The sequence below is a fragment of the Lutibacter agarilyticus genome (genome assembly GCF_900188235.1).
In the GTDB taxonomy this organism is placed as follows: Bacteria; Bacteroidota; Bacteroidia; order Flavobacteriales; family Flavobacteriaceae; genus Lutibacter; species Lutibacter agarilyticus.
In genome coordinates this window covers 322,351-347,919 of sequence record NZ_FZNT01000004.1, presented here as the reverse complement: position 1 = coordinate 347,919, position 25,569 = coordinate 322,351, and the positions used below count along the sequence as shown (strand labels likewise).

Genomic DNA, 25,569 nt, shown 5'->3' with positions numbered 1-25,569 from the left:
TTTTTATTAAATGAAGATAAAAACTCGTGTAAAAATACAATAAAAAAACAAATAAATGGGGTAATAAAATATAGTTTATATGATAATTATCACCCTTAGTACAGGCTTATTTTACTGATACTTATTGTTTTGTGAATGTTAAATAGGCTATTTAGACGTGTTCTAAATTAGTAATAATAACTTATTGCGATAATAAAAGTACTTTTAGCGTTGTTTTTCAAAAGTATAAGGTTGTACTTTTGTCGATACTTACTGGTAATACTTTTTTTATGAATCACGAAAATATAGCTACAAAATTTTACAATGTAGGTTTAAGTTATAAAAAAGCAGATGCATCAATGCGTGGTGCTTTTAGTATATCTAAAGAAAATCAAAAATTATTATTAAAGGAAGCTAAAGCAACGGGTATTGATGGTATTTTTGTGTTGTCAACTTGTAATAGAACCGAAATTACTGGTTTTGCAAAACACCCTTTTGAACTGATTAGCTTATTGATAAAATATTCAAATGGGAAAGTTGAGGATTTTATCAATGTCTCAAATGTATATTCCAATAAAGACGCTGTAAAACATTTGTTTAAAATTGCGACTGGTTTAGAAAGTCAAATTTTAGGTGATTACGAAATTGTTGGTCAGTTAAAAGAATCGTACAAACAGGCCAAAAAATATAAAACAACCAATACTTACATTGAACGTTTAATGAATTTGGTTTTGCAGGCAAGTAAAGATGTGAAAAACAACACCAAGTTAAGTTCTGGAACTACTTCGGTTTCTTATGCTGCTATTCAATATATTATTGAGAAAATACCAAATCACAAAGATCAAAAAATTCTTATTTACGGATTGGGTGATATGGGGAAAAATACGTGTAAAAATATTCTAGAGTACACATCTAGCGAGCACATTACATTGGTGAACAGAACGTATGATAAAACCTTGAGTTTTGTTGAAGAACATCCAACAGTAAAAGCGGTTCCTCTTGAAAATTTAGCAACAGAAATTCAATTAGCGGATATTTTAATTGTTTCAACTGGAGCTAGTTTTCCAACGGTTCAAAAAGAACATTTAAAAGGTCATAACAATTTATTGATTTTAGATTTATCGATGCCTGAAAATGTTGATGTAGCTGTAAAAGAAATGAAAGGAATAACGTTGGTAAATGTAGATGAGCTTTCTAAAATTACTGAAAAAACTATTGAAACACGTAAAAGTGAAATTCCGGCAACGGAAAAAATAATTGAAAAATATAAATCCGAATTTAACGACTGGATTTCTCACCGAAAGTTTGTGCCAGCGGTAAATGCGTTGAAAGAATCATTACAGTCAATTCAGCATGATGAAATAGATTTTCATTCAAAAAAAATTAAAGACTTTAATATTGAACACGCAGAGTTTGTAACAAACCGTATGATTCAAAAAATAACTACACAATTTGTAAAGCATTTAAAAGCTGATGAAACATCAGTTGATCAAAGTATAAATGTAATTAGCAAAATTTTCAATACAGAAATAACAGAAATATAGAATGGATAAAATAATAAGAATTGGGACACGCTCTAGTGATTTGGCGATGTGGCAAGCTAACACTGTGGCGCAACAATTAGAACATTTTGGTTGCGAAACCGAAATTGTAAAAATCGATTCTATTGGAGATGTGGTTTTAGATAAACCCTTATATGAACTAGGAGTTACAGGTGTTTTTACCAAAAATTTGGATGTTGCTTTATTAAATGGTAAAATTGATATTGCTGTACATTCTTTTAAAGATGTACCTACCCAATTACCAGAAGGAATAGTACAAGCTGCTGTTATTAAAAGAGGTGATTTTAATGATGTGTTGGTAATGAAAGATGGTGAAGATTTTTTTGGTGAAAAAAATGCAGTAATCGCCACAGGAAGTCTACGTAGAAAAGCACAGTGGTTGTATCGTTACCCAAATCATACCATTGTTGGTTTGCGAGGTAATGTAAATTCACGCCTTCAAAAGTTAGAAGATAATGATTGGGATGGAGCAATTTTTGCTAAAATTGGTTTAAAAAGATTGAGGTTATTGCCTCCACAAGAAGAACATATAATTTTAGATTGGATGGTTCCTGCGCCTGCGCAAGGAGCGGTAATGGTTGCTGCACTTGATAAGGATGAAGAATTATTAGAGTTTGTAAAACAAATTAATCACGAAGAAACTGCAAAATGTGTAAAAATTGAGCGTGATTTTTTACGTGTTTTAGAAGGTGGTTGTACAGCTCCAATTGGAGCATTGGCGTTAATTATAAAAGAAGAAGTAAAATTTAAAGCTTGTTTATTTAGCCCTGACGGAAGAAATAAAATGGAGTTTTCAAAAACGGTTCCTGTAGATAATGCTTGGGATTTAGGAGAATATGGTGCTAAATTTTTGTTAGAAAGAGGCGCTAAAAATTTAATGCGCTCTATTCATAATGAAGACATTGAAAAATCAACGCTTATTTATTCAACCAAAAGTTTATCCTTAGATCAAACAAATCAATTAGATTCAAAAATTGGGGTTGCAAGTAGCGATTTTATAACTATTAGAAATAATAGGTTAAAACCCGTTATTGTTAAAAAGCCAATTAAAAATGTGGTATTTACCAGTCAAAATGCAGTTGAAGCATTGTTAAATAACTTTGATGCTTTAGAACTAAATTTTGAAAATATTTATTGTGTTGGTAGAAGAACAAAAAGACTTATTGAAAAAAGAATAGGAAAAGTTAAGCAATCAGAAAACGATGCTCAAAAGTTAGCTGCGTATTTGGTTGATAATTTAGAAGATAAAAACATTACATTCTTCTGTGGAAATAAAAGAAGAGATGAATTACCTACTATTTTAACTGAAAACAGTATTACAGTAAACGAAGTGGAGTGTTATAAAACACAATTAACACCTCGAAAAATTGAAGAAAAATACAAAGGAATTCTTTTTTATAGCCCATCAGGGATTGAGAGTTATTTAAAAGATAATTCAACAAGTACAAGTGTTGCTTTTTGTATTGGAGATACTACTGCAGCCGAGGCTATAAAACATTTTGAAAACGTAATTGTTTCAAAAGTTTCAACAGTTGAAAGCTTATTGAAATCTGTAAATGCACATTTTGAAGAAATAGAAGAATCACAAAAAAATCAACAATGATAAATAGAACCAGACGTTTAAGGAAAACGGAAAACATTCGTCGTTTAGTTAGAGAACATAAATTAACTATTGACGATTTAATTTATCCTTTATTTATTGAAGAAGGAGAAAATATTGAAACGGAAATTGTTTCGATGCCCGGAATTAAACGTTTTTCATTAGATACTATTTCAAAAGAATTAGATGAGGTTGTTGCTTTAGATATACCAGCAGTTTTATTATTTGGAATTCCTTCTGAAAAAGATGATACTGGTTCTGAAACTTGGAATGATGACGGAATTATGCAACAAGCGGTTCGTTTCATAAAAAAGAATTACCCAAGTTTATATGTAATTACGGATGTTTGTTTTTGTGAATACACAAGCCACGGACATTGCGGAATTATTCACGAAAATGACGTTGATAATGATGCTACACTTGTAAATATTGCAAAACAGGTAATATCTCATGCAAAGGCAGGAGTTGATATGGTGGCGCCTTCAGGAATGATGGATGGTATGATTTTAAGTATTCGTGAAGCATTGGATAATACAGGTTTTCCAAACTTACCAATCATGTCGTATGCGGTAAAATACTCATCAGCTTTTTACGGTCCTTTTAGAGATGCGGCAGATTCTGCTCCAACTTTTGGTGATAGAAGAACCTATCAAATGGATCCTTCAAACAGAGATGAAGGTTTGCGTGAAGCTACTTTTGACGATCAAGAAGGTGCTGATATTTTAATGGTAAAACCAGCATTGGCTTATTTAGATATTATTCGTGATTTAAAAAACAATTTCGACCGACCAATAGCGTGTTATAATGTAAGTGGTGAATATGCCATGATAAAGGCTGCAGCTGAAAAAGGTTGGATTGATGGTGATCGTGTAATGATGGAAAGTTTACTATCTATGAAAAGAGCAGGAGCCGATATTATTATTACGTATTTTGCGAAAGATGTTGCAAAATTATTATTGAAAAAATAAAAACTATTGAGCAAAAATAGGTTACTGAGTCTTTCGATTAAGCTCAAAATAAACTAATTAGAAGTGATGAGTAATTTCAACTTCGCTCAATTACCAAAAAATAACAGATTATGAAGATAGATAAATCAATTGAATTATATACAAGAGGTAAAAAAAATCTAGTTGGAGCGGTAAATTCACCAGTAAGAGCATTTAAGTCTGTTGGTGGAGTTCCTATTTTTATTGATCGAGCTAAAGGAAGTAAAATATTCGATGTTGATGGCAATGAGTATGTAGATATGGTACTTTCTTATGGACCAATGATTTTAGGTCACAGAAATAGCACTGTTGAAAAAACGGTAAAAAAATACATGAAAAATGGTTACACTTTTGGGGCTTCTACCAAAGGTGAAATTATAATGGCAGAGTTAGTTTGTGATGCTTTTCCAGGAATGGATAAAGTTCGTTTTGTAAACTCAGGAACGGAAGCAGTTTTAAGTGCAATTCGTTTGGCGAGAGCTTTTACAGGAAAAAATAAAATTATAAAATTTGCAGGCTGTTACCATGGGCATTCAGATGCATTATTAGTTGCAGCAGGTTCAGGTTTGGCAACATTAAGTATTCCAGGAAGTAAAGGAGTGCCAGATGAAGCTGTAAAAAATACTTTAATTGCAGAATTCAACAATATTAAAAGTGTAGAGCGCCATTTAAGAAATGATGATGTTGCTGCCATAATTATTGAGCCAATTGCTGGTAATATGGGGGTAATTCAACCTTCAGCTAAATTTATAAAAGAATTAAAAGAACTTACAAAAGCAAGTGGTATTTTACTAATTGCTGATGAGGTTATGACAGGTTTTCGTTCTCAATTTGGTGGAGCTCAAGAGTTATTAGGTTTTGAAGCAGATATTACTTGTTTAGGTAAAGTTGTAGGTGGTGGTTTTCCAGTAGGAGCTTATGGAGCTAGAAATGAAATTATGGAAATGGTAGCGCCGTTAGGAGATATGTACCAAGCCGGAACTTTGTCAGGAAACCCAATTGCAATGAGTTGTGGAATTGCGACTTTAAAAGAGTTGAAAAATCAAGATCCTTATAAAGATTTTGAAAAAACAGCAGCGTTTTTAGAGCGTGAAATGAAAATGGCAGCAAAAGCAAATGGTATTGATTTACAAGTGAATAGATTCGGTTCTATGATCAATCCATTTTTTACAAAAACAAGAGTAGTTGACTTTAAAACAGCTCAAACAAGTGATACCGATAAGTTTAAAACTTTCTTCTGGAAGATGATGGAAAATGGTGTGTTTTTGCCTCCATCTCAGTTTGAATCTTGGTTTTTATCGACTGCAATGACAAAAAGAGATATTTACAAAGTGAGATCTGCAATTCAAATAGCAATGAAAGCTGTTGCAAATAAATTTAATAAATAAGAGTATACACCTAACTAAAAATACGACATAAGATAGATGATTAAGAACGATTTATTTTTAAGAGCCTTAAAAGGTGAAACAGTTGAGCGTCCACCAGTTTGGATGATGCGTCAGGCAGGAAGATATTTACCTGAGTTTATTGCAATTCGTGAGAAATACGACTTTTTTACACGTTGTAGAACTCCAGAATTGGCTTCGGAAATTACAGTACAACCAATTCGAAGATACGGAATGGATGCCGCTATTTTATTTTCTGATATTTTAGTAATTCCGCAGGCAATGAATATTGAGGTTGAAATGAAACCTGGAATAGGACCTTGGTTGCCAAATCCTATTCGTTCTCAAAAAGATGTAGATAATGTAATTGTACCAGATGTTACTGTTGAATTAGGCTACGTTATGGAAGCTATTAAAGCTACTAAAGAGTTGTTGAATGATGAAATTCCTTTAATTGGTTTTGCGGGGTCTCCTTGGACAATTTTATGTTACTGTGTTCAAGGTCAAGGGTCTAAAAACTTTGATAAAGCCAAAGAGTTTTGTTTTACACAACCAGTTGCTGCTCATACTTTATTACAGAAAATTACAGATACCACTATTGCTTATTTGAAAGAAAAAGTAAAATCGGGCGTAAATGCTGTTCAAATATTTGATTCTTGGGGAGGAATGTTATCTCCAACTGATTATCAAGAATTTTCTTGGCAGTATATCAATCAAATTATTGAGGCATTGAAAGATGATGCTCCGGTAATTGCCTTTGGAAAAGGATGTTGGTTTGCTTTAGAGGATATGGCAAATTCAAATGCATCAGCTTTAGGTGTAGATTGGACAGTTGCACCACAAGTTGCAAGAAAGTTAACAGGAAATAAAATAACTTTACAAGGTAACTTTGATCCGGTTCGTTTATTATCACCCCCAAAAGTGATTAAAACCGTGGTGAAAGAAATGATTGATGGTTTTGGAAAAGATAAATATATTGTGAATTTAGGTCACGGTATTTTACCACATGTACCATTAGACCACGCCAAAGCATTTATTGATGCTGTAAAGGAGTATAAATAGTTGTTAGTTTTTAGTTGTTAGTTTTTGATGAATATGAAACTAACAATAAGTAGCCAACAACCAACAACTAGACGCAAATGAAAAACTTAATTCAAAAATATAACATTCCAGGACCAAGATATACTAGTTATCCAACGGTGCCTTTTTGGGATAAAGAAGGTATAGCTCAGCAAGATTGGGAACGTACAGTTAAAAAATCGTTTGACGAAAGTAATCAAGTAGAAGGGATTAGCTTATATATTCATTTACCGTTTTGTGAAAGTTTATGTACGTTTTGTGCGTGTCATAAAAAAATAACCAAACGTCACGAAGTTGAACAACCGTATATGGATACCGTTTTAAAAGAATGGGATTTATATTGTGATTTATTGGTTGAACGACCAAAAATTAGAGAAATTCATTTAGGTGGTGGAACTCCTACTTTTTTTTCTTCGAAAAATTTAAAAAAGCTAATCAACGGTATATTTAAAAGAGCTGATAAGTTTGAAACCTTCGACTTCAGTTATGAAGGACATCCAAATCATACTTCCGAAGAACAATTGCAAACTTTATACGATTTAGGTTCACGTAGAAATAGTTTTGGAATTCAAGATTATGATCCTAAAGTTCAAAAAGCAATTCATAGAGTTCAGAGTTTTGAGCAAGTAAAACGTGTAAATGATTTGTCACGTAAAATTGGATATGAATCTATAAGTCACGACTTAATTTTCGGATTGCCGTTTCAAACAGAAGAAAGCATTAGAAATACCATAAAAAATACTATTGAATTAAAACCAGATAGAATAGCGTATTATAGCTATGCACACGTACCTTGGATAAAAGGTGTTGGTCAGCGTGGTTTTGATGAAAATGATTTACCTAAAGACAATGAAAAGCGTTATTTATACGAATTAGGAAAGCAGTTGTTTTTTGATAATGGCTATATTGAAGTAGGAATGGATCATTTTGCTTTACCAACTGATTCATTACACAAGGCTATGGAATCTAAAAAGTTACACCGTAATTTTATGGGTTATACAGCTGGTAAAACCGAATTAATGATCGGTTTGGGGATGTCTTCAATTTCAGATTCTTGGTATGCGTTTGCTCAAAATGAAAAAGATGTTGATGTATATACCGAAAAAGTAAATAGTGGTGTAATTCCAATATTTAGAGGTCATTTATTAACCGAACAAGATTTAATTGTAAGAAAACACATTTTAAATTTAATGTGTAACCTAGAAACTGAATGGAAAATTGGTTTAGACGTTACAATTAAAAATGAAATTATTGAACGTTTGCAAGAAATGATTGATGATGGTTTACTTGAAGTTTCTGATACTAAAATAACAGTAAAAGAGGAGGGAAGAATGTTTGTACGTAATATTTGTATGGCTTTTGACCTTAGACTACTTGAAAATAAACCTGATACGAGGGTTTTTTCAATGACTATATAAAAAAAGATTATAAACAAAAAAACCGAGCTAAGAGCTCGGTTTTTTTGTTTATAATATAGTGTATTATTCTCCTAAGGTTCTCATATAGCTTACTATGTACCACATATCATCTTCGTCTGGCATTTTCTTTTCAAAGTTAGGCATGTCATCTCTACCAATATAACTTTTGTAAAATAAAGCTCCATCAGATTGTGCTTGAAATTCTTCCGAAGAAAAATCTCCTAAATCGCCTTCAACTTCATCAGCTTTTTGACCATCACCTAAACCTTCTTTACCGTGGCAAGATTTACAATGTTTACCGTATAACATTTTTCCGTCAGAAATGTTGTCATCACTGGCTTCGGTAGGATTCGTCATTTTTTCATATTTAGCAGGTACAACCCACTCTTCTTGCACTAATTTAGTGAAAGAAAATAGACCAAGGGTAATTACCCCAATCAGCATTAAGATTTTGAATTTTTTCATTTTTTTAGGATTTTATTTTATTCGTTATTAATTAAATATCAAAAACAATACCAAATTTTTTAGGTTTTGTTGTGTTATTCTTCTGTTGCTAAATTAATACTTTTTCCTTCTTTTTTTATTTTAAATAGGTTAAAAATTGTATAAATGTAATTAGCCCAAACACCTAAAAGTAAAATACTTAAAACAATATACATCCACAGTGGAGCTGATTCAGACCATAGGGTGTTTTTTACTTTTTTTACAGGTGTAATTTTATGACTACCCCAATTTATAAATTTTTCTTGAGCTACGTTACCAAATTCATCGTGATCTTCAATGTTTGCTATAACAGTTACATCACCATCACCGTCGCCTGGGATATTGGTTGGGAATTCAAATTCAAATACACCATCTTCAATACTTCCTTCTTTAATTGGCATATTAGACAACATACCTTTAACAAAAATTGTAATATCAGCTTCTTCTAAAGGTACTTTTGTTTGTAGGCTGTCAAGGGTAAGCGTATAAGCTTTAACTATAACTGTTTTAACACTATCAATTTCTTTCAAATTTAGTTCTAAGTGTAAATCTTTTACAGCTAAACTTTTTTTAGCGCTTTTTAATCCTTTAGAACCTATAAAACGTGCTGTTAAATTTATGAATCCATCTTCATCTAATTCATAATTTTGGCTTGAAGGAAGCGTGAGTTTAGCTATTCCTTCTTTTGAAGTGAATGCTGTTCCTAATAATAATTCTTCATCGTTTAAAACATTGTAAAAATAAATTTCAGCTTCAAAAACTGGTATTTTATCTTTTCTGTCTTTTTTGTTTTGAACTATAAAACTAACTTCTAACAAGCGTGAATTATCACTTTGTTTGAACGAATTAAATTTATAAACCGTTTTATATTTACGAACATCAAATTCTTCTTTTTGTTCTTCTTGCTGTGCAAAACCTAAGTTGCTGAACAATAGAATTGCAATAAAAGAAGCGTAAAATGTATGTTTCATGAGATTACTTTTCATAATTTCTAATTTTATGACTATTACTTAACTGCTTTTTTAGGCTGCCTTTTATTATACTTTTTTTGGTCTCTTTCATAATCTATTATTCCAGACATTGGTATAATAGGAACAAACTTAATAAGCAATGTAAATAGCAAACAAAATGCTGCAATACCAGTTAGGCTTAATGAATATTCAACCCAAGTAGCAGAATAGTTTACAAATTCAGCTCTAGTATCTTGAATTGGTAAATAAGGTGTTTCTAATGTTGGAACAACAATTAAAAAACGATTTAACCACAATCCTAATACGGCAATAATGGCTGCAAAAGTGATGGATTTTATAGTTCTAAATTTTTTAAAAAACAAGATCACTATTGGCACTAAAACTCCAATGTAATTTGCGAAAATAAATTCCCAAAAATAACGGTTAAATAATGTATCTAACAAATGAACATCGTTTTCTTTATGACTAAACCAACGTGCGAAATATTCACTAAATGTAAAGTATCCAAAAAGTAACGACATTACGAGTAATACAATACCTGCAGCAATAAAATGTACTTTTCTAATATATCTTTCTAAATGAAAATATTTTCTAATAGCATACATTGAAATAATAATAACACCAACGCCAGAATACAAACCAGCAATAATAAAGTAAGGTGCAAATATAGTGCTATTCCATCCTGGTTGAAGGGTTAAACTAAATATCCAGGCAAGTACGGTATAGGCTACAATTGCCAATACAATTATCATTACAGACATTGTTCTTGTAATTTTATGTAACCGTTCTCTTTGTTCGGTTGTGTCTTGGTAATTTAATGCTAAAATTCGGTAAGCTTTCTTTTGCCACTTAGCGACTTTTAACTCTTTATTGTCTCTAAGGATTGCAAAATCTGGAATAAAAGTTAAGTATAAGTAAATAAAACATCCAACTAAATCTGTCATAATAGCAATAATATCCCAAGTAATAGGTGATTGAATTCTTGGGTATAAAAATAAATAATGAAGCCTATCCAATCTACCAATACATAGTAATATGAAAATAGGGCCAATTATTAAAGACAATACTGTAATTAATTCTACAATTCGAGACACAGAATTTTTCCATGGAGTTTTAAAAAAATGTAATATTCCTGAAATAAATGCTCCCGAATAACTAATTCCAACAAAAAATATAAAGTTAATAATGTAAATACCCCAAACTACATTGTCTCTCATTCCTGTTACAATATGACCATTTATCAATTGTACTAAAAAAGCATAAAATCCTACTAAAATAATTGCAACTAAGCAGCCAATCCAAATTTTAGTTTTTAAGCTATAATTTTCTAAAGCCGGAGAAAATTCTTTAACCAATTCTCTTTTTCTTTTATCTATATCCATAATTAAGAGTTGTTAAATTAAATTTTTCCGTCTTTTTTTAATTGTTGAACATAAGGAACGTCTTTATAACGTTCAATAATATCTTCATCTACATTAAATCCACGTTCAAGTGGAAATTGTCTATTCACAGCAGGTAAGTAATACACATTTGGCTTGGTACCTAAATGCTCTAAATGACGATAGCCACCACGATCTTTAATTAATTCTGAAAAACGAACAGTTTCATCTCCATTGGTAACAATGTCTTCATTTTTATCTCCAAAATAAATGACGCCCATAGGACATGATTGTGCGCAATGTGGTAATTTTCCTTGACGTAACATATCCGGACAAAAATCACATTTCATAACGGTGCCTTCTGCTGCGGGAACGCTTGTTTCTGGTGAATATGGTTGAGAAGTGTCTTTAAATTTATCTTTATGTCCCCAGTTGAATTGACGAGCAGAGTATGGGCAACTTGTTACACAAAATTTGCATCCAATACACCGGTCGTTATCAACAAGAACAATATTGTCATCTCTTTTAAATGTTGCACCCGTAGGACAAACAGTAACACAAGGAGGTTCATCACAATGAAAACAAGGTTTAGGTAACCAATAAGGTGAAGCTTCTGGATTATCTTGAATTAGTTGTACTTTCATAAACTCTTCATTATAATCTAAATCATGAGCTTTTTGACAGCCTTCAACGCATTTTCGTGCATTTTTACATTTAGCCAAATCTATTACCATTACAAATTTTCTATCTGGAATACCTTTTCTAGATTCTGAAGGTGTAATGTGAGCTTCTGGATATTTGTTAACATTTTCAGCGTCAACTTCAACCATTTTTCCGTCAGGAGTTAATAGTCTAATTTTTTCTTTTGAAGTTGATGTTTCTTCAGAAGTTAAATTTGAAATAAGTGAAGTACCTGCAACAGCTGTAACACTTGACAGTAATCCCAATTTCAGGAATTTACGTCTATCTGTGCTACTCTTTTCATTTTTATTGTTTTTCATAATACATCTTGTCAAATAAATTTAACATTTAATACAATGAAACAGGCTGTTTTTTATTATGAAAAAATAGTTTAAAGATAAATTATGTTTGAGTATCAGCCTGTTTCAGTGTGTATATTATTTTTAAAAATTGTAAATTCGGGTAATATTAAATCCAATTAAAATATCTCCTTTAAAGAAATCATTTTGATTGTACACATAGTTTTCTTGTGGAACTATACCCCAGTAGTTTGTAGCGAAAATTTGAAATGCGTGTGCTGCAGTATTAAATTCAGCACCTATACTAATCCCTGGTTTAGGTGTTTTTAAAGCATTTGAGCTAATAGGGTCTTGGTAACTAACTAAAGGCTGACTGTAATCAATTAATATATTTGTTCCTGGAGATACTTTAAATTTACCACCTAGAGCAATTCCAAACACATCATTTTTCATAGTTGTAGGAACCGCATTTACATGCGATAAACTAGCCGCAAATTGTAATGATACATTGTTGCTAAAACGTCTGGCAATTATTATTTGGTTGAAGAAAGAGTATCTATCTTGAACCATATTAAAATCTCCTTTAGGAAGTGCACTTATAGTTGCATTTCCATAATAAGTTATACTTAAAGGTGTACTGTTAGATCTTGTTTGTTGTAAAATAGCCCCTTTTATACTAAAATCTTGAAGCCTTTTATCTTTAGTTGTACCAAAACCAACTGATAATCGGTTTAAAATTGAGTAAGCTACGCCTATTCTAATATTTGAACGCCCCCAAAAACCAACTAAATCATTGGTTCCAGTTACCAATCCAAATCTATGTTGCATTGACACTTCAAAAGAGCCTTTATTGTACAAGTTTACACTTGGATTGTCAATAACAGCTGAGCTTTCAAAAGTAGGTCGAGCAAGCTTTTCTTTCACTTTTTTTTCTTTAACATCTTCATCTTGGGAAAACCCTATGAAAGGAAGCATTAAAAAAATAAAAAAGAAGGTTGTATATTTTTTCATAAGTAAAGTCTTAAATATTAATTGTTCTCAGCGCCTTGGTCAATCCATGCGTAAATTATTGCAACATCTTCATCACTTAATTCAAAACCTACATTTAATGGGTGTCCAATACCCGGAAGACTTTGAAAAAGTTTGCTGTTTAATGGGTCACCAGCAATAACATAATCTGGAACCAACGCATTATATGAATATCCTGCCCTTAAATCAGGGTTTAATGAACTTGTATGGCACGTAATACAATTGGTTGTAAATATTGGTTGAACTTGAGTGCTAAACGAAACATTTTCTGGAAGATCTGGTATTTCAGGAATATCAATTGGTCTATCAATCAATTCATCATAATAACAAGAAAAGCACAGTAAACTTAAGCTGCTAACGAGAACTATTTGGAATAGTTTTTTCATTTGTTTTTATTTTTAATGTTAGATTAACTTTTACTTATTAATCTCAATTTTGAAATTATAAGTTAAAAATAGCAATCTATAAATAGTTAAATAATAAGGTTTAGGAAGGAAGAAATCTACTTCCTAAACCTTTATCAATATCTAATAATTATTGCAATGCTTGTATTGAATTTTTAAGTAAAGCTTTAGCATATTTTGGATTATGAACACCATTACTTTTATCTTCTTGTAAAGTTTTCCAGTTCCAAGTTGCCTGAGCAACAGCAATAGGATAAGTTCCTGAAACGGTACTTCCTGATTCTGTTAATGAGCCAGCGGCAATTAATAAACCTTTTAAAGTTTCAAAATCAGCAGTAAAATCGGTAACTTCAGTTGGAGCTCCGTTTGTATGGCAAGTTGTACATGCATTTTTTGTTGGCCACATTGAATGTAATCCATCAGTGTCGTCAGTCGTAGTACCCATATGGCAAGAAACACAATTTGATGCAACTCCATTTAATCCTGTTCTATGACTATTATCTCCATCAGCTCCAATTCCTGGATATGCTTCAGAACCAGCTATATTTGCTCCTAAAATCCCTTCTAATATAGTAGATTGAGGTCCGTGGTGAGGCCCAAATCGTGAACTTGTAATTGTATAATCATCAACCCCTGAAGGAATCACATAGGAATTTCTTGGTTGATGACATGTAGTACAATTATTACTAGTTCCTTCAAAATCAACAACAGTTGTTCCATCATATACTAATACAACAGGATCAATATTTCTTAAAGCGAAATCTTGTCCATCAGTTTCGAAATCAAATGTACGATGTTCACTATGGCAGGTTTTACAACTTATAGTTTGTTTGCCAAATGGATATGATAAATCATCTGGGTATCCATCGCCTGGGTTAATAGGATATCCTGCAACATAGTCCTTATAACCATCACTAGTATGGCATTGCGCACAAGATCCTCTATTTGTATAATCTGATGTGTTTATTTCATCACCAGTACCACGATCGGTATGAAGAGGATCTAAGCCGTGTAATGATAAGTCATATGAAGCATAAATAGGGTCTCTATGGCTGTCTGAGTGACAGGCTAAACAAGAGGCCGTACTATCAACACCATCAATACCGTCAATACCATCAATGCCATCTATACCGTTTTCACCAGCTATTCCTTGTTCACCCTGTATAGGGTCGCTAGTACATTGAATAAACATTAAACTTGATGCTAAAATGATCAAGAAGCCTATTAATTTTAAATTTTTCATAATATTAGATATTTGTTTGATTTTAATTTCTATATAAATTTAGCTACAACTATTTTTAATTTATATGATATTTGTCATAAATAATAAAACATTAAAACTCAGTAAATCAGCTGATTAAGTCTTATTTAGATTGGTTAAAAGTAATATTTATGACTTTTGAGGATATAATGTTACTATGTACTGTAATTTTTGTTACTAAAACGTTTTTTAATTTTGTTTATGAGGTATTGGTTATTTTAAAAAATTATATTTTTATTATTTGTAGACTAGATATGCATATAATTAGGTAAATATTAGACTGTAAATAGCTTTTAAATTTAGATATGTTTAATTTCTCATATAGCAGATTTTTAATAACATATTTGTTATACTATTTTTGAGCTAATATTTTTGTAAATTTGCTCTTCTAAAAAAAACATCATGTCAAGATTTGAAATAAAGCTTCCAAAAATGGGTGAAAGTGTTGCAGAAGCAACTATTACTTCATGGTTAAAAAACGTTGGAGATCGTATTGATTTGGATGAAGCCATAGTTGAAATTGCTACTGATAAAGTAGATTCAGAAGTGCCTAGTGAAGTTGAAGGAACCATAGTAGAGATTTTGTTTGATGTAGATGCTGTTGTTAAAGTAGGAGAAACTATTGCTATTATTGAAACTCTAGAAGATGAAGCTAATTCGGGAAACCAAGTTACAGAAGAAGTTCAGAAAGTTTCTGAAGTTGAAATGTTAGAAACTGAGATTCATAATGTAATTGAAGCTTCAACTATTCAGAAAGTATCTGACTCAGGGAAATTCTTTTCGCCTTTAGTACGAAATATTGCCACTAAAGAAGGAATTTCAATGGAGGAATTAGAAGCAATTATTGGTACAGGTAAGGATGATAGAGTTACAAAAAATGACATTTTAGCTTACATTGATAGCGGTAGACAATCGGAAGATCAAAAAGTAGCTGTAACTAAAAAGGCTCTAGAAACTAAAATTGAAGTAGTGTCAGAAAAAGTTCCTTTAGCAGTTGTAAAAAAATCAACTACACCAGTTTCAGTAAATGGAGAAGATGAGATTATAGAAATGAGCCGGATGGGGAAATTAATTGCGCACCATATGGTTGAGTCTATTCAGACTTCAGCACACGTACAATCTTTTATTGAGGTTGATGTAACCAATATTGTAAATTGGAGAAATAAAGTTAAAGATGAGTTTTATAAGCGTGAAGGTGAAAAAATCACTTATACTCCAATTTTTATGCAGGCTGTAGCGATTGCTATTAAAGAGCACCCAATGATTAATATTTCAGTAGATGGTGATAAAATTATTAAGCGTAAAGCTATTAATTTAGGAATGGCAGCTGCCTTAAGCGACGGAAATTTAATTGTGCCAGTGATTAAAAATGCAGACCAATTAAATTTAGTTGGTATTACAAAAGCTGTGAATGATTTAGCTTCAAGAGCTAGAAAAGGAAAATTAAATCCTGATGACATTCAAGGAGGTACCTACACCGTTACAAATGTTGGTAGTTTTGGAAGTGTTTTTGGAACACCAATTATCAATCAACCACAAGTTGCAATTTTAGCTTTAGGAGCCGTAAGAAAAGTGCCAGCAGTTATTGAAACACCTGAAGGTGATTTTATTGGAATAAGACATAAGATGTTTATTTCACATTCTTATGACCACAGGGTGGTTAATGGCGCTTTAGGAGGTATGTTTATAAAAACAATAAAAGATAGTTTAGAAGCTTGGGATATAGATACCAAATTCTAAACTACCTTTATTAGTATAATCTCAGATTGTTTTTTCTGATTTAAAACTTTTCAGTCTTAAATTTTTGTCCGCCTAAAGATGCTTCATACATTAAGCCTCCAATTGCTTTTGTAAATACCATTATTCCATCTCTGTATTCAGCATCTAATGAAACGCCAGATTTTAAAGCAATAGCTGAAACTTGAGCGGCAAATTCAAATTTATTACCAACAAAACGTTCATAAGCTTCTTTATTTTCAAAAAAGATGACTTCAGCATATTTTTGACCACCAGCCTGAAACCCAATAGTAACTTGAGTCATTTTACAATCTGCTACGGCGGTACCTCCTTTAAAAACAGTTCCTCTGCCTGTTGCTCCACCAACCCCTAAGCCACCCTTTCCAATTCCTGAAAAAATAGCATAGCCATATGCTGAGTTAAAATATTTAGTTATTTCACTATTTGTTTTTTTAAAATCGGCAATTGTTTTAGTTGCTTTGTTAACATCATTTTTTTGAGCAGTTCCAATAAAAGAACAGCATGCAAAAACAATGGTTAAAAGTGTGATTTTTATTTTCATACGAATAATTTTAAGTTAAACACAAAAATAAATATAGTTTAATTTTCTTATATTTTTAGAAACAAATAAAGTATTTAACTTTCATTTACTTTAAGTCTAGCAGTTGCGCTTGTTTTATTTGTATCGTATTTGTTATTTATAAATTTTAAATAACCAACAATTGCAATCATAGCAGCGTTATCTGTAGTAAACTCAAACTTTGGAATATAGGTTGTCCATCCATATTTAGACTCAGTTTCTTTTAAAACTTTTCGTATTTCTGAATTAGCACTTACTCCACCAGCAATTGCTACGTGTTTAATACCAGTTTCTTTAACGGCTAATTTAATTTTATCAAACAAAATTTCAACAATAGTATGTTGAATAGATGCACAAATATCGTTAAGGTTTTCTTCAATAAATACTGGGTTTTCTTTTACTTGCTTCTGAAGAAAATATAATATAGCTGTTTTTAATCCGCTAAAACTAAAATTCAATCCATCAACTTTGGGTTTGGTAAATTTATACGCTTTAGGGTTTCCTAAACGGGCATATTTATCAACTAAAGGTCCGCCAGGATAAGGAAGTCCTAATATTTTGGCAGACTTGTCATAAGCTTCTCCAACAGCATCATCCAATGTTTCACCTAAAACTTCCATGGTAAAATAATCAGAGATTTTAACAATTTGTGTATGACCACCACTTATGGTTAAGCATAAAAAAGGAAATGGAGGTTTTTGTTGGTTTTCATCTTCAATAAAATGCGCTAAAACGTGTCCTTGCATATGATTTACAGCAATTAAAGGAATGTTTAAAGCTAATGAAAGTGACTTGGCAAAAGAGGTTCCAACTAATAAAGAACCCATTAATCCAGGTCCGCGCGTAAAAGCTATGGCATTTAAGTCTTTTTTGTCGATATTTGCTTGTTGAATTGCTTGTTGAATAACAGGAACAATGTTTTGTTGGTGCGCACGTGAGGCTAATTCAGGAACAACACCGCCATATTTAGCGTGAATTTCTTGGTTAGCAACAACATTTGATAGTATTTTGCCGTTGCAAATTACTGATGCACTGGTATCATCACAAGAAGATTCAATACCGAGAATATAGGTTGATTTATTTTTAATCATTTAATAACAAATTAGGGCACGAAAATTGCCTTAAAAATGCAAATTTAACGCAAATCAAACGAATTAAAAAAATAGTAGTTAGGATATTAAAAGTTTTGCTAATTATATTAGCTGTACTTAGTCTATTATTGTCGCTTCCTTTTGTGCAAACAAAATTAGGAAATAGCGCTACTTCATTTCTTCAAAAAGAATTCGACGTGGATATAAAAGTTGAAAGAATTGATATGTCAATTCTAGGAAGTGTTCAGTTTGAAAATGTATTGATTAAAGATCACCATGCCGATTCATTAATTTATGTTGAAAATTTAGAAAGTTCATTATATAGTTTCACCAAAATAATGAATAATAAATTAGAGTTTGGAAGCATTTCATTAGATAACTTTATGCTAAATATTAAAACCTACAAAAATGAAGTTGATGATGGTTTAACTGTTTTTGTAGATAAATTTAGTAGTGAAGATGATAGTGAAACACCTTCAACGTTTAAATTAACTTCAGATGCGCTTTTTTTAAATAAAGGTTATGTTGAAATTATTGATGAAAATATTGAAAATGTAACACCTATATTTTTTAAGAACATAAAAGGTTTGGGTAACGATTTTAAAATTGAAGGCCCTAATGTGAGTGTGGCAATTTCCGATTTTAGTTTTGTAGAAAATCATAATATAAATGTAACCTCTTTTTCTTCCAATTTTTATTACACAAAATCAGCGATGCAATTTCTAAACACAATTTTAGAAACAGATACATCAAACCTTGCTGCTGATATTGAATTTAATTATAAAAGAGAAGATTTTTCAGACTTTAATAATAAAGTAAATATTTTAGGAACTTTAAAAGAATCTCATATTTCATTAACCGATTTAAAATCGTTTTATAATGAAATTGGGACTGAAGATGTACTTTATTTAACAGCAAATATTTCGGGACAGTTAAATAGTTTAGTTATTAAAAATTTGAAGTTAAAATCAGAAGCCAATGCAATTATTGATGGAGATTTACATTTGGTAAATTCGTTTAATACTGAAAATGGTTTTTCGTTAGAAGCAGATTTTAATAATTTAACATCAGATTATGAGCATTTAAAAATATTGTTACCAAATTTATTGGGAGCTAATTTACCGGTAGCCTTAAAAGACTTAGGGAATTTTAAATTAAAAGGAAAAACGTATGTTACTTCAAACCTTATAAGTGCTAAGGTTTTAATTGACACAGAACTAGGTGTAGCAGAAACAGATCTTGAGCTTTCTGATCTTCATAATATTGAAAATGCTTCTTATAAAGGTTCCATAAAAACAATCGATTTTAAATTAGGTACAATTTTAAATGATGATTTAATGGGGATTGTTTCTTTGGATGCTGAAATTGACGGAGAAGGCTTTAGTTTTGATAATATAAATAGTTCAATAAAAGGTGTTATTTCTAAATTTGAATACAACACCTATCCATATAAAAATGTTTCTGTAAATGGGATTGTTAAAAACAAGCATTTTAATGGTGAAATGGAAGTAAATGATGATAACATTAAGTTGAATTTTAATGGTTTGGCAGATTTCTCAAAAGATGTCTATAAGTTTGATTTTAAAACAGCAGTTGATTATTGCGATTTATACAAACTAAATATATTTAAAAGAGATACAATTTCAATTTTAAAAGGAGATATAGATATTAATTTCACAGGAAACAAATTAGATAATTTGGTGGGTGAAATTAATTTTAAAAACTCATTATATACAAACCAAAAGGGAGATTATTTCTTTAAAGATTTTGCAATTACTTCTTCTAATATCGATAGTATTAGAACGGTTACCATTAATTCACCTGAAATAATACAAGGGGAAGTTACGGGGCAATTTAAATTTAATGAATTAGGTAAATTAGTTCAAAACTCCATAGGAAGTATTTATACAAATTATGAGCCTTTTAAAGTTACGCAAAATCAATATTTAGATTTTAGGTTTGAAATTTATAATAAAATAGTTGAATTGTTTTTACCTGAAGTGGTACTTTCGGCAAATACATTTATTAACGGAACCATTGATGCAGATAAAAACCTATTTAAGTTAAAAGTTAAATCGCCAAGAGTAAAGGCTTATTCAGCGCAAATTGATTCTGTACTATTACAAATTGATAATAAAAACCCGTTGTTTAACACACAGTTAATTATCGATAATATAAAGTCGAATATTTACAACGTTTCGGATTTGTATTTGGTAAATAAAACATTAAACGATACACTTTATTTTGGAGCTCAATTTAAAGGAGGTAAATATAAAACAGAAACATATAATTTAGCATTTTACCATACGTTTAATAAAGAAAATCAATCAGTTGTTGGTGTACAAAAATCCAGTTTTAATTTTAAAAACAATGAATGGTTTATAAATCCGAATAATAATGACGATAATAAGTTAGTTGTTAACGCTGCTAGCAAAACCTATACCTTTAGCCCATTTTTAATAAGTTCAAAAGAACAAAGTATTGATTTTTCAGGGGTTATAAATGATACCATTTCAAAAGATTTAAAGTTTAATTTTAAAAATGTTAATTTAGATGCTATTACCCCCGAAATAGATAGTTTAAATTTAGAAGGAATTATAAATGGAAATATTCAATATACCGAGTTTAACGAAATGGTGCGTCCTTCAGTAAATCTCTCAGTTACAAATTTTAACATCAACAATTCTTACCAAGGAAATTTAGATATCAATGTTGAGGGTAAAAACTCCGTAACCCAATATTTGTTAGATATTTCTTTAGAGCGTGAAAATGAGGTTAATTTTTCAGCAATAGGTGAAATTGATTTTGCAACACCAAAACCTACACTTGATGTTGTTATAAACTTTGAAGAATTCAAATTAGATGCTTTTAGTCCTTTGGGAGAAGATGTGTTTAATAAAATACGAGGGTATGCCTATGGGACTGTTCATGCAACAGGCCTAGTTTCAAACCCAACAATGGAAGGCGACTTGTTTTTAGATGAAGCAGGAATGTATTTTCCTTATTTAAATGTAAATTATGACTTTTTAGGTACAAGTGTAATTAACTTCCGTAACCAAACATTCGATTTTGAAGATGTTACTTTGAGAGATGTTAAACACGGAACAAAAGCCAGTTTAACAGGAACACTAAAACATCAAAATTTTGAGGTCTGGAGCTTAAATTTAGCTGTAGAATCAAATAATATATTGGTACTAGATACCGAGGAAGAAGAAACGTCACTTTATTATGGAACTGCCTATTTTGACGGCAATGCGACCATAGTTGGTCCTACCGATAAATTGCTGATTGATATCACAGGAAAAACCAATAAAGGCACACATTTTATTATGCCAATTAGCGATGTGAAAACTGCGGAAACATCTCAGCTAATTCGTTTTATAAACACAGATCCTTTTGTTGAAGATGAAGAAATTAGAAAGGCTTTTATTTCAGATAAATTAAAAGGATTAACGATGAATTTTAATTTAGAAGTAACAAAAGAGGCTGTTTTTGAAATGGTAATTGATAAAGTTTCACGAAGTTATTTGAAAGGAAGTGGTGAAGGGAATTTACAAATTGAACTTGATACTAAAGACAAGTTTAATATGTACGGTGATTTTGTGATTGACAATGGTATTTATGATTTTAAATATGGAGGTTTTATAAGTAAACCTTTTTCTGTTAAAAAAGGAGGTGTTATTTCTTGGAGCGGAGATCCTTTAACTGCAAATATGGACATACAAGCCATATATAGAGTTTCAGCAAATCCTAGAACACTGCTAGAAAACTTAAATTCTAGTCGAAAAATACCGGTTGATTTAATTACTCGTTTTACAGGAGAATTATTCAATTCAACTATAGATTTTGATATTGAAATACCTAATTCAAGTTCAACAGTAGCATCAGAGTTAGCTTTTAAATTAAGTAATGATAAAACCACACAGTTTATAGCGTTACTAGTTACGGGTAGTTTTTATAATGAAGGAGATTTAGGCGCAAATAGCAATACCGTTTTGTATGGTACAGGTATGGATATGCTAACAAATGCTTTTGATAATATTTTGAATAGTGACGATAGCCGATTTAGATTAACACCTGTTTATACTGTTGGAGAAAACAATGCTGTTGATAATTTAGATATCAATGATCAAGTTTCATTAGCGCTAGATTATCAGGTAAATGAAAGGATTTTAATCAACGGAAAGGTTGGAATGCCAATTGGTACAGGAACACAAACGGATATTATAGGTGAGGTAAATGTTGAGTTTTTAATGAATGAAGCAGGAACACTGCGTTCATCCGTTTTTAATCGTCAAAATGACATTCAATATTCAAATCAAGATGAAGAGGGCTATACGCAGGGTGTTGGTTTAAATTATCAAATTGATTTTGATAATAGCAAAGAACTGTTAGAAAAGTTATCTTTGAAAAAGAAAAAAGTAATAGATTCGGTTGGAATAAACAACCAAGCGATTGACACTATAAAAAACCAAAAATTAGTTAATTTTAAAACCAAAAAAAAGCAAGAAGATGAGTAAACCAACATTAGTAATTTTAGCAGCTGGAGTAGGAAGTAGATACGGGGGATTGAAACAATTAGATACATTTTCAGATCAAGGAGATACAATTTTAGATTTTTCAATTTACGATGCAATTCAGGCTGGTTTTGGAAAAGTAGTTTTTATTATTAGAAAATCTATTGAGGAAGATTTTAAAGCCTTTTTCAATCCAAAATTAGAAGGAAAAATAGATGTTGAATATGTTTTTCAAGAAACAGATAGTATTCCAGAAAGATTTAAAGAAAACAACCGAGAAAAACCTTGGGGAACGGGTCATGCATTGTTGATGGCTAAAGATGCGGTTACTGAAAATTTTGCAGTGATTAATGCTGATGATTTTTATGGAAGAGAAGCTTTTGAAGGAATTGCTGAAGCATTAAGAAATACCGATAAAAATTCAACAAGTTTTAATATGATGGGCTATGTATTAAAAAACACAATTTCTGATTATGGTTTTGTATCAAGAGGCGAATGTACTGTTAATCACGAAGGTTTTTTAGCAGGAATTGTAGAACGTACGCATATTGAAAAAGTAAACGGAGAATTAGTGTTTAAAGACGCTAACGAAACTTTAAAGCCAATTTCAGAGGAAACCATTGTAGCAATGAACTTTTTTGGGTTTACACCAAAATATTTCGATATCTCAGCATCTATGTTTGAAGCCTTTTTAGAAAAAAATTACAAAGAACCAAAAGCTGAGTTTTTTATTCCGTTGGTGGTAAACACTGTAATTGTTGATAAAACAGCGACTATGGAAGTGTTGAAATCAAACGCACGTTGGTTTGGGGTTACTTATAAAGAAGATAAGCCGTATGTAACTTCTGAAATTCAAAAATTAAAAGATTCAGGTGTGTACCCTAAATATTTATGGTCTTAAATTATAATAAGATATCTTTTTATTAAACATTAGTTAAAGGTTGTTTTATGAAAATAATGAATCTTTGAGTAAAATTAAAAAGAAATTAGCAAGTTAAAATAGCTGATAAATTGCACAATTTAAATAATGTAAAAATTCAATTTTAATTTGTAGATTCGATAAATAAAAATAAGAAGTAGTTTTTATACATATTAGTATTTTGTAAAAAAACAATATTCAAAAACATAACTATTAACTAATGAGTAAAAAAATAAAAAAAATTGGGGTAATGACTTCTGGAGGTGATGCTCCAGGAATGAATGCCGCTATTAGAGCAGTTGTTAGAGCTTGTTCATATTATAATGTAGAATGTGTGGGTATTTATAGAGGATACCAAGGGATGATTGAAGGAGATTTTGAACCAATGTCTTCTAGAAGCGTAAGTAACATTATAAACCGAGGAGGAACCATTTTAAAATCTGCACGATCAAATGATTTTAGAACAGTTGAAGGACGTGCAAAAGCCTATAAAAATTTAATAGCAGCAAATATTGATGCTATTGTTTTAATTGGTGGAGACGGAACATTTACAGGTGGAATGGTATTTAATGAAGAATATAAATTCCCTTGTATAGGAATACCAGGAACTATTGATAACGATATTTTTGGAACAAATTATACTATTGGATACGATACAGCTTTAAACACAGTTGTTGATGTTATTGATAAAATTAGAGATACAGCAAGTTCTCACAATAGATTGTTTTTTGTTGAAGTAATGGGGCGTGATGCTGGATTTATTGCTTTAAACGCGGGTGTTGGCGCAGGTGCCGAAGAAATATTAATTCCTGAAGAAGATTTAGGTTTAGAGCGTTTATTAGAATCATTAAAGCGAAGTAAGCGCTCAGGGAAATCTTCAAGTATTGTAGTGGTTTCTGAAGGAGATAAAATTGGTAAAAATGTTTTTGAGTTAGCCAATTATGTTGAGGAGAACATGCCAAAATACGATGTGAGAGTATCTGTTTTAGGTCATATGCAACGTGGAGGTTCACCAAGTTGTTATGATAGGGTTTTAGCAAGTAGATTGGGTGTAAAAGCTGTTGAATTATTATTAGATGGGCAAACAAATTTAATGGTTGGAATTATTAATAATAAAATTGAAACTACAGTTTTAGAAAAAGCTATAAAAGAGCATCATAGTATAAATAAAGAACTTTTAAGAGTTAGTGATATTATGTCTATTTAATTGAAATGATTAAAGTAGGTATTAATGGGTTTGGAAGAATAGGTAGCCTAGCTTTCAGGTCAATTATAAATCGAAATAATATTGAGGTTGTAGCTATAAATGATCTACTTTCTGTAGATCATTTAGCGTATTTGTTGAAATATGATTCTGTTCACGGTAAATTTAATGGTAGTATTCAAACAACTGAAAATTCGTTAATTGTTAACGGAAAAGTTATTAGGATTACTTCTCAAAAAAAACCTGAACTCATAAAATGGGACGATTTAAATGTAGATTTTGTAATTGAATCAACAGGTAATTTTACCAACAAAGATCAGGCGCAGTTACACCTTAAAGGAGGTGCTAAAAAAGTGGTAATTTCAGCGCCATCAAAAGATGCACCTATGTTTGTAATGGGAGTAAATCATACCAATTTATTGAAGACGGATGTTGTTTTTTCAAATGCTTCTTGTACAACCAACTGTTTAGCCCCAATTGTAAAAGTTTTACATAATAATTTTGGAATAGTTGAAGGCTTGGTTACAACCGTGCATTCAACAACAGCCAGTCAAAATACAGTAGATGGACCTTCAGAAAAATGGAGGAGAGGAAGAGCCGCTTTAAATAATATGATACCAACATCAACAAGTGCTTCAGATGCCTTGTTACATATTATTCCTGAAATGAAAGGTAAAATATTAGCAATGGCAGTTCGTGTTCCTATAGTTGATGTTTCTTTGATAGATTTAACGGTCCGTTTAGAAAACGCGACTTCTTACCATGAAATTAAAAATGCAATGAAACTTGCTTCTGAAAATGAATTGAAAGGCATTTTAGGATATACTGAAGATGAAGTGGTTTCTCAGGATTTTGTATCTGAATCTAGAACTTCAGTTTTTGACGCAAGTGCAGGGCTTGAGTTGAATAAAAACTTTTACAAAATTATAGCTTGGTACGATAATGAATTTGGCTATGCAACTAAAATAGTAGATTTAATACAATATTCAGCTTCATTATAGAAA

General features: G+C 31.1%; 20 protein-coding genes. 11 read left to right on the top strand and 9 right to left on the bottom strand.

The window, feature by feature from the left end; genetic code table 11:
• Positions 1-269 precede the first annotated feature (269 nt).
• The 6 genes from hemA (at position 270) to hemN (ending at position 8,010) form a co-directional block, all read left to right on the top strand.
• Positions 270-1,523 carry a glutamyl-tRNA reductase gene (gene hemA / locus CHB67_RS08940; RefSeq protein ID WP_089381416.1) on the top strand — a complete coding sequence of 418 codons (1,254 nt, stop codon included), beginning with the start codon at positions 270-272 and terminating at the stop codon, positions 1,521-1,523.
• A gap of 1 nt (position 1,524) precedes the next feature.
• Positions 1,525-3,144, top strand: coding sequence for a hydroxymethylbilane synthase (hemC, locus tag CHB67_RS08935; protein WP_089381415.1), 1,620 nt, complete (start codon positions 1,525-1,527; stop codon positions 3,142-3,144).
• Positions 3,144-4,109 (top strand): porphobilinogen synthase, encoded by a 966-nt coding sequence (gene hemB / locus CHB67_RS08930; protein ID WP_089381507.1) that lies wholly within the window; start codon positions 3,144-3,146, stop codon positions 4,107-4,109. The genes hemC and hemB overlap by 1 nt, the downstream gene beginning before the upstream one ends.
• A 110-nt stretch (positions 4,110-4,219) precedes the next feature.
• On the top strand, positions 4,220-5,515 hold the full coding sequence (gene hemL, locus CHB67_RS08925; protein WP_089381414.1) for a glutamate-1-semialdehyde 2,1-aminomutase: 1,296 nt from the start codon (positions 4,220-4,222) through the stop codon (positions 5,513-5,515).
• A gap of 36 nt (positions 5,516-5,551) precedes the next feature.
• Positions 5,552-6,574 carry a uroporphyrinogen decarboxylase gene (gene hemE, locus CHB67_RS08920; protein WP_089381413.1) on the top strand — a complete coding sequence of 341 codons (1,023 nt, stop codon included), beginning with the start codon at positions 5,552-5,554 and terminating at the stop codon, positions 6,572-6,574.
• A 77-nt stretch (positions 6,575-6,651) separates the two neighbouring features.
• The gene (gene hemN, locus CHB67_RS08915; protein WP_089381412.1) at positions 6,652-8,010 is read left to right on the top strand and encodes an oxygen-independent coproporphyrinogen III oxidase; all 1,359 of its coding nucleotides are present in this window, start codon (positions 6,652-6,654) and stop codon (positions 8,008-8,010) included.
• A 63-nt stretch (positions 8,011-8,073) separates the two neighbouring features.
• Here hemN and CHB67_RS08910 read toward each other — a convergent pair whose 3' ends face one another.
• From CHB67_RS08910 to CHB67_RS08880, 7 genes are all read right to left on the bottom strand, one after another.
• Positions 8,074-8,475, bottom strand: coding sequence for a c-type cytochrome (locus CHB67_RS08910; protein ID WP_245813485.1), 402 nt, complete (start codon positions 8,473-8,475; stop codon positions 8,074-8,076).
• A gap of 74 nt (positions 8,476-8,549) precedes the next feature.
• Entirely contained in the window at positions 8,550-9,464 is a 915-nt protein-coding gene (locus tag CHB67_RS08905) for a hypothetical protein (RefSeq protein ID WP_089381411.1), read from the bottom strand.
• 35 nt (positions 9,465-9,499) lie between these two features.
• A complete protein-coding gene (gene nrfD / locus CHB67_RS08900; RefSeq protein ID WP_089381410.1) occupies positions 9,500-10,846 on the bottom strand; it encodes an NrfD/PsrC family molybdoenzyme membrane anchor subunit in 1,347 nt (448 codons plus the stop codon).
• A gap of 17 nt (positions 10,847-10,863) precedes the next feature.
• The gene (locus CHB67_RS08895; protein ID WP_089381409.1) at positions 10,864-11,844 is read right to left on the bottom strand and encodes a 4Fe-4S dicluster domain-containing protein; all 981 of its coding nucleotides are present in this window, start codon (positions 11,842-11,844) and stop codon (positions 10,864-10,866) included.
• Positions 11,845-11,967: 123 nt separating this feature from the next.
• Positions 11,968-12,834: a DUF5777 family beta-barrel protein gene (locus CHB67_RS08890; RefSeq protein WP_245813484.1), complete on the bottom strand. Its 867-nt coding sequence runs from the start codon at positions 12,832-12,834 to the stop codon at positions 11,968-11,970.
• Between the two features lie 17 nt (positions 12,835-12,851).
• Entirely contained in the window at positions 12,852-13,238 is a 387-nt protein-coding gene (locus CHB67_RS08885; protein ID WP_141119698.1) for a cytochrome c family protein, read from the bottom strand.
• Between the two features lie 148 nt (positions 13,239-13,386).
• Positions 13,387-14,499, bottom strand: a complete 1,113-nt coding sequence (locus tag CHB67_RS08880; RefSeq protein ID WP_089381407.1) for a multiheme c-type cytochrome — start codon at positions 14,497-14,499, stop codon at positions 13,387-13,389.
• A gap of 420 nt (positions 14,500-14,919) precedes the next feature.
• On the opposite strand from CHB67_RS08880, the gene CHB67_RS08875 reads away from it, so the two are divergent.
• Positions 14,920-16,257 (top strand): dihydrolipoamide acetyltransferase family protein, encoded by a 1,338-nt coding sequence (locus CHB67_RS08875; protein ID WP_089381406.1) that lies wholly within the window; start codon positions 14,920-14,922, stop codon positions 16,255-16,257.
• Between the two features lie 40 nt (positions 16,258-16,297).
• Here the strand turns inward: CHB67_RS08875 and CHB67_RS08870 are convergent, their stop codons facing one another.
• Together CHB67_RS08870 and tsaD are read right to left on the bottom strand one after the other, a co-directional pair.
• Positions 16,298-16,816, bottom strand: coding sequence for a lipid-binding SYLF domain-containing protein (locus CHB67_RS08870; protein WP_089381405.1), 519 nt, complete (start codon positions 16,814-16,816; stop codon positions 16,298-16,300).
• A 74-nt stretch (positions 16,817-16,890) separates the two neighbouring features.
• Positions 16,891-17,925, bottom strand: coding sequence for a tRNA (adenosine(37)-N6)-threonylcarbamoyltransferase complex transferase subunit TsaD (tsaD, locus tag CHB67_RS08865; RefSeq protein ID WP_089381404.1), 1,035 nt, complete (start codon positions 17,923-17,925; stop codon positions 16,891-16,893).
• A gap of 95 nt (positions 17,926-18,020) precedes the next feature.
• Between tsaD and CHB67_RS08860 the strand changes: the two genes are divergently transcribed.
• From CHB67_RS08860 to gap, 4 genes are all read left to right on the top strand, one after another.
• Complete coding sequence (locus CHB67_RS08860; protein ID WP_141119697.1) at positions 18,021-22,445, top strand: translocation/assembly module TamB domain-containing protein; 4,425 nt, start codon at positions 18,021-18,023, stop codon at positions 22,443-22,445.
• Positions 22,438-23,343 (top strand): sugar phosphate nucleotidyltransferase, encoded by a 906-nt coding sequence (locus CHB67_RS08855; RefSeq protein WP_089381402.1) that lies wholly within the window; start codon positions 22,438-22,440, stop codon positions 23,341-23,343. The genes CHB67_RS08860 and CHB67_RS08855 overlap by 8 nt, the downstream gene beginning before the upstream one ends.
• A 238-nt stretch (positions 23,344-23,581) precedes the next feature.
• Positions 23,582-24,568 (top strand): 6-phosphofructokinase, encoded by a 987-nt coding sequence (gene pfkA / locus CHB67_RS08850; protein ID WP_089381401.1) that lies wholly within the window; start codon positions 23,582-23,584, stop codon positions 24,566-24,568.
• Entirely contained in the window at positions 24,568-25,566 is a 999-nt protein-coding gene (gene gap, locus CHB67_RS08845) for a type I glyceraldehyde-3-phosphate dehydrogenase (RefSeq protein WP_089381400.1), read from the top strand. The genes pfkA and gap overlap by 1 nt, the downstream gene beginning before the upstream one ends.
• Positions 25,567-25,569 lie beyond the last annotated feature (3 nt).

Coding starts and splice junctions, on each gene's coding strand:
- hemA (WP_089381416.1), top strand. CDS start 270: ATGAATCACGAAAATATAGCTACAAAATTTTACAATGTAGGTTTAAGT.
- hemC (WP_089381415.1), top strand. CDS start 1,525: ATGGATAAAATAATAAGAATTGGGACACGCTCTAGTGATTTGGCGATG.
- hemL (WP_089381414.1), top strand. CDS start 4,220: ATGAAGATAGATAAATCAATTGAATTATATACAAGAGGTAAAAAAAAT.
- hemE (WP_089381413.1), top strand. CDS start 5,552: ATGATTAAGAACGATTTATTTTTAAGAGCCTTAAAAGGTGAAACAGTT.
- hemN (WP_089381412.1), top strand. CDS start 6,652: ATGAAAAACTTAATTCAAAAATATAACATTCCAGGACCAAGATATACT.
- CHB67_RS08910 (WP_245813485.1), bottom strand. CDS start 8,475: ATGAAAAAATTCAAAATCTTAATGCTGATTGGGGTAATTACCCTTGGT.
- CHB67_RS08905 (WP_089381411.1), bottom strand. CDS start 9,464: ATGAAACATACATTTTACGCTTCTTTTATTGCAATTCTATTGTTCAGC.
- nrfD (WP_089381410.1), bottom strand. CDS start 10,846: ATGGATATAGATAAAAGAAAAAGAGAATTGGTTAAAGAATTTTCTCCG.
- CHB67_RS08895 (WP_089381409.1), bottom strand. CDS start 11,844: ATGAAAAACAATAAAAATGAAAAGAGTAGCACAGATAGACGTAAATTC.
- CHB67_RS08890 (WP_245813484.1), bottom strand. CDS start 12,834: ATGAAAAAATATACAACCTTCTTTTTTATTTTTTTAATGCTTCCTTTC.
- CHB67_RS08885 (WP_141119698.1), bottom strand. CDS start 13,238: ATGAAAAAACTATTCCAAATAGTTCTCGTTAGCAGCTTAAGTTTACTG.
- CHB67_RS08880 (WP_089381407.1), bottom strand. CDS start 14,499: ATGAAAAATTTAAAATTAATAGGCTTCTTGATCATTTTAGCATCAAGT.
- CHB67_RS08875 (WP_089381406.1), top strand. CDS start 14,920: ATGTCAAGATTTGAAATAAAGCTTCCAAAAATGGGTGAAAGTGTTGCA.
- CHB67_RS08870 (WP_089381405.1), bottom strand. CDS start 16,816: ATGAAAATAAAAATCACACTTTTAACCATTGTTTTTGCATGCTGTTCT.
- tsaD (WP_089381404.1), bottom strand. CDS start 17,925: ATGATTAAAAATAAATCAACCTATATTCTCGGTATTGAATCTTCTTGT.
- CHB67_RS08855 (WP_089381402.1), top strand. CDS start 22,438: ATGAGTAAACCAACATTAGTAATTTTAGCAGCTGGAGTAGGAAGTAGA.
- pfkA (WP_089381401.1), top strand. CDS start 23,582: ATGAGTAAAAAAATAAAAAAAATTGGGGTAATGACTTCTGGAGGTGAT.